Origin of the sequence: Methanobrevibacter sp., from assembly GCF_051877095.1 — an archaeon.
Lineage (GTDB): Archaea > Methanobacteriota > Methanobacteria > Methanobacteriales > Methanobacteriaceae > Methanocatella.
In genome coordinates, this window is sequence record NZ_JBJEIO010000009.1 from 121,666 (window position 1) to 130,114 (window position 8,449).

The following is an 8,449-nucleotide window of genomic DNA, read 5'->3' on the forward strand; positions in this document are numbered from 1 at the left end:
TCTTTATTTATTCTTCTATATGACTAAAGCCTGTTTTTAAAGTGTGCAATTCCTCTTCGGGAATTTCAGAAATTTCAACACTATCACTTACAATATTACTTTGACCAAATGGATCTAAAATAATTAAAGTTGCAGTTTCATTTCCTTTTTTAAGTTCTTGAATCTCATTTAAAGTTTTTTTACCGTTTGATTGTGATGTATCATCATCAAATAATTTTAAAGCTTTTTTTACAGCGTCTTCAAAACGAGTAAGTATGCCTTCAACATTTGTCACATACCCTTCAGATTTTGGACCAGGTTCTACTTTAATACCAATTTCAGGGATTAAAACAGTTGCAGATTGTGATCTAACAACTCTTATGGATAAATTGTTTTTATTAATTTCAATAGTGTATTTAGCAGGATCATTTTGCTCTAAAGCTATAACATCGCTATGTTTAAATCCACATTCAGGACATTGGATAGTTGTTTCTAAAACTTTTCCAAAGTGAGGTATTTCAATTTCTTTCATAATTGATTTAGCAACTCCTTCAACAGAGCAAACAGGACATTTTATAATCATTTCATTAATTTCCATTTCATTCATTTAAAACATATCCTTTATTTTGTAATTCTTGTATGATTTGATCTAATTTTTCAGGATTTGAAGTACATATTTTAAACTCTCTGTACTTGGATAATTCGTATAATTGGGATAAATATTCTCTTTTGTCTTTATTTTCAGTAATAGTTTTTATAAATTTCTTTGCAGATTGAGTGTCATGTACATTAATATTTCTTATTAATGGTTCTTTAAATCCTTTAATATTGTATGTAACTTTCTCAATAGTTCCATTATTATCATTGATTATGATATTAACAACATCTTCTAATTCATCAATTGAGTTAGTAAGATTAATATTAGTACAAGATTTATGAATTGTGGATAAAATATTGTCCAATGTTTCCTCAATTGAACCTGCATTGATTATTCTAACATTATTACTTTGGGCTTGATTTAATAAGTGATCATGAATAATCCTATTTTCTCTAAAGAAATCTAATTGTTTTCCACCTCTATGGATTTGAATGGCTCTTTTAACAAATCTTTCTTTATGGGATTCTTCATCAGAACTTAAAATAAAGAAGTGAATATTAGCATCATCTTCAAATTGTTCGGTATTTATTAATCCAGGAACCAGATGCACTCCTTCGATAACAATATTATCATAATCGGTGATTGCTCTTTGAATAATTTTTTCTATAGCAGGTATTACATAAGATGCATGGTCATCAAATCCTGCAGATACAAGTTCTTCATAATTTTCATATCTATTTTTGTTTCTAATATGTTTATAAGCATCATAAGATGAGCTATGAAGTGCGGGAGCATATTCTTTACCAATTATTCCACGAACAACTGCTCTTACAAAGTCACTTTCAATTAAATGTTTTATATTTAATGATTTTGCGACTTCAGCAGCAATAGTTGATTTTCCAATTCCTGATGCACTTCCAATCAGTATGACATAAGGTTTTCTCATTAAGATTCACCTGAAATTTATCATTATTAATTTTATTTCTATATTAATTATATTAATTAATTTTTCTAAAACATCTATATTTATTAATGTAAAAAATTATAATTATTATATAATAATATTATTTTTAAAATTATTTTGAAGAATTTTAAGATAATTTAATTTTACATGGTTGTTATAAATTATAAGTTATAGGGGTGAAATTTTTGTATTCAGTAAAATCAGTAAAAGAAATTCAAGATTTAAATCCATTTATAGTAGTTGGTTGTGGTGGTGGAGGTGAAAAATTCTCCAATCTTGAAGGTATAGAAACTGTTGGATTCATAGATGATAGTGTTAAAAAACAAGGAAAAGAATTCTGTGGTCATATTGTGGCAAGTAGCTTAGAAGAATGTCTTAATGAAAATAATGGTGCAAAATCATTAGTAATCATGCTTCCTATTGGTGCAGAAGGTGCAGCTTTAAAATATGCAGTTCAAGCTATTGACGCAGGATTAAATGTTATCACTTCATTTAGATCATTATCAATTGCAGAAAATACTTCTTTAAAAAAATTTGCTGATGCAAAAGGTGTTGTAATTAAAGAAATAGGTTCTAGATTAGATGTTGTTAAAACAATAGCGGGTGTAGCTCCTGAAAAACCATGTGAAGTATTACCTAAAATTTCATATGAAGCAAAAGCACCAGTAATTTTTGTTGGTGGAACTTCACAGGAATGTGGTAAAAGGACTACTACTAAAGCATTAGGTATTGCAAGTATGAAAAGAGGATTAACTCCTGCAATTATATCTACTGATGAAATGGGATTAGAAGAACCTACTGATTTTAACTTTAGAGCTGGAAGTTTATCTGCAATGGATGTTCCAGCAGCAGTATTATCTGCAATTAAGTATATAGAAGAAACAAAACAACCAGATATTATTTTTATTGAAGGTCAATCCAGTTTAACTGAAAAAGGAAATCCACACCCAAGAGGATTATCCGCAGCTATTTTAATTGGTGCTGCTCCTGATGCAGTTATTGTGGGACACAGACCAAATCACCCGTACAGAGAACCTAGAAGTATTGAAAATGAAATCAGAGCTATTGAAGCTGTTGAACCTACTAAAGTTGTTGGTTTATCAATCAATCTTAAAAATGCTAGCTTAGATTTATGTACTGAAGTCTTTGAATCTAAATATAATTTACCTGCTGAAGATGTTTTTAATAATGGTGCTGATAAATTATTAGATGCTATTTTTGAATATTTAGAGGAGTAATTTAAATGAGCTTTATTGATAATTTAAAAAGAAGTTTAGGTTATGAAGAAACAGAGGATAGTAAGAATCAAGATGGTGAAGGTTTTAACTTTTCTGGATTTATAAATGATATTTCTGAATCTATTAGGAATTTGAGAGCACCTCAAGATAAGCAAGATACACAACAGCATGCAAATACTCAATATGAATATAAACCAGCTCCTGAAGTACAACAAACTCCCATGACAGTTCCAATTTATGATGATTTTGATGAGGAGGATGTTGTAATTACACCAGAGCAATCATTTTATGAAATTGTATTAATTAGACCAAAAACTCTTGATGATATCAATTATATGGTTGACCAGATTCTTGAAGAGAAAAATCCAGTAATTGTAGATTTATCATTTTTAGAAAAAGAAAGTGAAGCTAATTTTAAATTAGCAGGGGATAAGATTAGGCAAATGAGGACAAATCATGGTGCTCAAGCATTTTTACTTGCACGTACCGATGATAAAAATTTAATTATCCTTTCCCCTAAAAAAGTAAAATTAATTAATAAAGGATAGTAGGTCTATTTCTACTTTTTTTATTTTTTGAAATTTAATATTCTATTTATTTTTATAAAAAAATTCAGATAAAAGCAACTGTATTATTTTGTGTGATAAAATGGCTATTTTAAGTGATGAAACTATAAAAAAATATTTAAAAGAAGGTAAAATTGGTATTGAACCTCTTTTAGATGAAAAACAGATACAACCATCTTCTGTTGATATGCGATTAGGAGATGAATTTAAAGTATTTAAGGTTATTAGAAAACCATATATTGATCCAAAAGATGAAGAAGACATTGCATCTTACATGGAATCAACTACTGTTAAAGATGGTGAGGCATTTATAATTCATCCTAATGAATTTGCATTAGCTACAACATTAGAGTATGTTAAAGTGCCAGATGATTTAGTTGCAAGAGTAGAAGGTCGTTCAAGTATGGGTAGGCTTGGTGTTACCATGCACGTTACAGCAGGATTTATTGACCCTGGTTTTGAAGGAAAAATCACATTAGAAATATCAAATATTGGTGCAATGCCAGTTGCTTTATATCCTGGTCAAAGAGTATGTCAAATTGTATTTGAAACTATGACCACACCATCAGAAGTCCCTTATGGACATCCAGATAGACAAAGTAAATATATGGGACAAACTAGTCCTGAAAGCAGTAGAGTTAAATTAGATTACGAATTAAAAAAATAGATTGGAGATAATATTCATGAATCACGATAAAATGTCAAATATTAGTGCAAAAAGAGGATTTTTATGGCCATCATTTGAAATTTACTCCGGAGTATCTGGTTTTACAGATTATGGTCCACTTGGAGCAAGTTTAAAAAATAATATTATGCAAAAATGGAGAAAACAATATGTTTCTGGTGAAGGATTTTATGAAATTGAAGGTCCAACCGTGATGCCTAAAGAAGTATTAAAAGCATCAGGACATGTTGACAACTTTACAGATCCAATGTGTAAATGTGAAAAATGTGGAGAAGTTTTCAGAGCGGATCACATTATTGAAGATGCTATAGGTAAAGACGTTGAAAGTCTTGAAAATGAAGAGCTTGACCAAATCGTAATTGACAATAACATTAAATGTCCAGAATGTGGTGGGGATTTATCAAACATTTGGAACTATAACTTAATGTTTAAAACCGAAATTGGTGCTAAAGGTGATAAAGTAGGTTACATGAGACCTGAAACTGCACAAGGAATTTTTATTTTATTCAAACGTTTAGAAAGATTCTTCAGAGGAAAACTTCCATTTGGTGTTGTTCAACTTGGAAAAGCATACAGAAATGAAATTTCACCAAGACAAGGAGTTATTAGACTTAGAGAATTCACACAAGCAGAAGCAGAAATCTTTGTAAATCCTAAAGAAAAAACTCACCCTAAATTTTCACAAATCGAAGATGTCGTATTACGCTTAAACTCACAAGAAGTTCAAGAAAATGATTTAGAACCATTAGAAATCACTGCTCGTGAAGCACTTGATAAAGGAATTGTAGCTAATGAAATGTTAATCTATCAATTATACTTAGCTCGTAAATTCTTAACTGAAATTGGAATTCCTGAAAATGTTTTAAGATTCAGACAACACTTAGCAGGAGAAATGGCTCACTATGCACTTGACTGTTGGGATGTAGAAGTTAAGACTGATAAGTATGGTTGGGTTGAAATTATTGGAATAGCTGACAGAGGAGATTATGATTTATCTTCACATTCTAAATACAGTAATGATGAATTAAATGTATTTATGGAATATGATGAACCTAAAAAAGTCCAAAAAACTATTGTTAAACCTAATTTAGCTAAATTTGGACCAATATTTAAAGGAGATTCTCCTAAAGTAAAACAAGCTATTGAAGATGCTAATGTTGAAGATATTAAAGCAGCTATTGAATCTGAAGGTAAATTTACAGTAGAATTAGATAAAGTATATGAAGTACCAGAAGATTTACTCATCTTTGAAGATGTTGAAGAGGAAATGAATGGTGAGAAAATCATTCCTCATGTTATTGAACCATCATTTGGTATTGATCGTATTACTTATGCTGTTTTATTACATTCATTTACCGAAACAGAAGAAAAAGATTACTTTAAATTTAATAAATCAGTAGCTCCTGTCCAACTTGGAATTTTCCCTCTTGTTAACAAAGAAGGACCTCGTGAAATTGCTCAAGAGTTAAATGAGCAATTCAAAATGAACGGATATAAAGTAGAATATGATGCTGCAGGAACTATTGGAAAAAGGTATGCAAGAGCAGATGAAATAGGTATTCCTCTTGCAATTACTGTTGATTTTGACACTTTAGAAGATAATCAAGTAACAGTTAGAAACAGAGACAGTGAAGCTCAAGAAAGAATTCCAATAAATGAATTAGCTGATTATGTAGAAAAATATTATAAATGAGTTTAAGACTCATTTATTTTTATTTTTAAAATTTTCATATAGATTATTAGCCCATTTTATTGAATCACTATTTTTAGAAGTTAATAATCTATTTTGATCAAAAGAACCATCTTCTTTAAAAAGGCCTAAAATCATTGATTCGTTTGTATTAATTAGTAAAAATAATTTTTCTTCTTTAAAAAAAGATAAGTTTTCAATTTCTGATTTTTCGTTAAAAATTTTTAAGAGATTATGTGGGATAATAACTTCAACTTTTTTATTGTTTTTCACTAATTTATTTAATTTATCGTTAAATGTTTCATGATAAAATGGTAAAATGCATTTAACTTCATCTGCGGATTCTAATGCCTCTTCAATAAATTTATAGATTCTATATGCATCAACACCGTCTGATTCAATAAGATGGGCATTACCAATCAGATACAATTCAATAACAGACTGATTAGGTATAACATCAACAAGATGTTTATCTAAAATATTAAAGAAATCATTTAATAAATCAAGTAGATTGCTTAGTCTTAAAACTTGTTCTACTTCTAATGTAGATGAATTTGATAAAAAATATTTATTGTGTTCTCTATACACTATTCCTTTTAATTCTAAATTATGTAGATTGCTTGATATTGAGCTATAACTTAAGGAAGTTGTGCTATTTATGTCTTTCATATTTAGAGGGCATTTATACAATGCTGCCAATATCTTTAATCTAATTATTGAATTGGTAAGGTACTTTATTTCTTCTGAAATTGAATCATAACTCTTTAAATAGTTTTTGTTGTTTTCCAAATTAATCACCAATCGAGTATTACTTATATTATTGATTATTATTACTATAAAATATAAAATCTCTTGAAGTGAGAAAAAGTGAAAAATAACAATTGGCAAAGATTTAAATATTGAAAAATTTTTTTAATTAATTTTTAAAGTAGATATTGTCTTTATAAGTCTGAGTAATAAGTATCTGGGTAAAATTCTTGCTACTATGTAAAAATTTTATAAGCTTATGAAAGATAAATATTAATGTGATTTTATGATTGATACACATATTCATGCAGATGCAAGAAGCAGTGAAGACTTTAAGCAAATGTATTTATCTGGAATTGATAGTGCAATAACCTGTAGCTATTATCCATATAAAATTAATGCTGAAAACATTCTTTTAAACCATTTAAACAGAATTTTAGAATATGATACTCAAAGAGCATCACAATACGGATTAGATTTAAAAGTAGCTTTAGGAATTCATCCAACAAACAGTATTGAAAATCCTCAAATGATTTTTGATGAAATGTATAAATGGATTGAAAATAGGCAAATCGTAGCTATTGGGGAAATTGGTCTTGAAGATTTAACTGAAACTGAAATTGATGTATTCAAAAAACAATTGGATATTGCTGATGAGACCAATTCAAAAGTTATCATTCATACGCCAAGAAAAAACAAAAAAGATGTTTTAAATGTAATTCTGGATATAGTTCCACAACATTTAGATGAATCACAAGCAGTTATTGATCATATTAATCAGGATATTATTGAGGATGTTATTGATAAAGATTATATGCTTGGATTAACAGTTCAACCACAAAAACTTGATGTTGCAGATTGTATTGATATTTTAGATAATTATGGATTTGATAATTTCCTTTTAAATAGTGATATGAGTAATAAACCATCGGATCCACTTTCTGTTGCCAAAACTATTCGTGAATTAACAAGATGGGGTTATAAAAAAAGCGATGTAGATAAAATAGCTCATAAAAATGCTGAAAACTATTTTAAGATTTAGATAATATGTTTATTAAGAGTATTCCAATTCCAATTGTATGTTTAGCTCTTTCACTATTTTCTTTAGGTAATTTGTTAGATATTCCATATTTATTTGCAGCTATGGGAGTTATTTTACTCATTTTAATTATTCTTAAAGTCTTAATTTTTCCTGAAGATATTAAGAATGATTTTAAAAGTAGTGTTCTAGCGAGTAGTTCGGGTGCATTTTCAATGAGTTTGATGCTTTTATCTACATGCATCATAGGATTTGTTCCAATTGTTTCACATTCTTTGTGGATAATCGGAATTGCTATGCATATTATGCTAATGATTTACTTTACTTATCATTTTATCATACGTAATTTCAATATAAATGATGTTTATCCAACTTACTGGATAGTTTATGTTGGAATTTCAATGGCTGCAATAACAGCACCAGCTCATGGACTTAAAGAAATAGGATTTATATTTTTAATAATTGGTTTTATTTCAATGATAATAACCTTACCATTAATGATTTATAGATATTTAAAATATCCCGAGCTTCCAGAAGCATTTAAACCAACAACATGTATATTTGCAGCAGTTATAAGCATATTAATTGTAGGATATATAAATTCAGCACCTACAATATCAATTGAATTTTTAATTGGATTATATGCTATTTCATTAATGTTCTTTATGTTCTCACTCTATAAACTAGTAGAATATAGAACATTAAAGTTTTATCCAAGTTTTGCAGCATTTACGTTTCCTTTTGTAATAAGTGGCCTTGCAACAAAAAAGTATTATAAAAATAGTAGGTTCAAATACATTATTATCTTCAATTCAGACAATTGAAATATTAATAGCAATAGTTGTAGTATTTTATGTATTGTTTGAATATTATGGATTTTTAAATAAAGGCTTTGTAGAAATCCTATTTGATTTTTGCAAAAATTTTTTAATAATTCTATTTT

General features: G+C 28.4%; 9 protein-coding genes. 6 read left to right on the plus strand and 3 right to left on the minus strand.

The genetic code is table 11. The features are described 5' to 3' along the window. Positions 1 to 7: 7 nt before the first annotated feature. Positions 8 to 586, minus strand: a complete 579-nt coding sequence (locus tag ACI389_RS06560) for a ZPR1 zinc finger domain-containing protein (protein WP_439780732.1) — start codon at positions 584 to 586, stop codon at positions 8 to 10. Beyond that, positions 579 to 1,523, minus strand: a complete 945-nt coding sequence (locus ACI389_RS06565; protein ID WP_432644528.1) for a 3H domain-containing protein — start codon at positions 1,521 to 1,523, stop codon at positions 579 to 581. The genes ACI389_RS06560 and ACI389_RS06565 overlap by 8 nt, the downstream gene beginning before the upstream one ends. A gap of 203 nt (positions 1,524 to 1,726) precedes the next feature. On the opposite strand from ACI389_RS06565, the gene ACI389_RS06570 reads away from it, so the two are divergent. The 4 genes from ACI389_RS06570 (at position 1,727) to glyS (ending at position 5,723) form a co-directional block, all read left to right on the plus strand. After that, positions 1,727 to 2,779, plus strand: coding sequence for a DUF1611 domain-containing protein (locus ACI389_RS06570; protein ID WP_439780733.1), 1,053 nt, complete (start codon positions 1,727 to 1,729; stop codon positions 2,777 to 2,779). Between the two features lie 5 nt (positions 2,780 to 2,784). Beyond that, a complete protein-coding gene (locus tag ACI389_RS06575; RefSeq protein WP_439780734.1) occupies positions 2,785 to 3,327 on the plus strand; it encodes a cell division protein SepF in 543 nt (180 codons plus the stop codon). 100 nt (positions 3,328 to 3,427) lie between these two features. Continuing rightward, positions 3,428 to 4,012, plus strand: coding sequence for a dCTP deaminase (dcd, locus tag ACI389_RS06580; RefSeq protein WP_439780735.1), 585 nt, complete (start codon positions 3,428 to 3,430; stop codon positions 4,010 to 4,012). Between the two features lie 16 nt (positions 4,013 to 4,028). Next, complete coding sequence (gene glyS / locus ACI389_RS06585) at positions 4,029 to 5,723, plus strand: glycine--tRNA ligase (RefSeq protein WP_439780736.1); 1,695 nt, start codon at positions 4,029 to 4,031, stop codon at positions 5,721 to 5,723. 9 nt (positions 5,724 to 5,732) lie between these two features. On the opposite strand, the gene ACI389_RS06590 is transcribed toward glyS, so the two are convergent. Continuing rightward, positions 5,733 to 6,518 (minus strand): transcriptional regulator FilR1 domain-containing protein, encoded by a 786-nt coding sequence (locus ACI389_RS06590; RefSeq protein ID WP_439780737.1) that lies wholly within the window; start codon positions 6,516 to 6,518, stop codon positions 5,733 to 5,735. Positions 6,519 to 6,753: 235 nt separating this feature from the next. Between ACI389_RS06590 and ACI389_RS06595 the strand changes: the two genes are divergently transcribed. Continuing rightward, a complete protein-coding gene (locus ACI389_RS06595) occupies positions 6,754 to 7,509 on the plus strand; it encodes a TatD family hydrolase (RefSeq protein WP_439780738.1) in 756 nt (251 codons plus the stop codon). A gap of 5 nt (positions 7,510 to 7,514) precedes the next feature. Then, the gene (locus ACI389_RS06600; protein ID WP_439780739.1) at positions 7,515 to 8,330 is read left to right on the plus strand and encodes a TDT family transporter; all 816 of its coding nucleotides are present in this window, start codon (positions 7,515 to 7,517) and stop codon (positions 8,328 to 8,330) included. Positions 8,331 to 8,449: the final 119 nt, after the last annotated feature.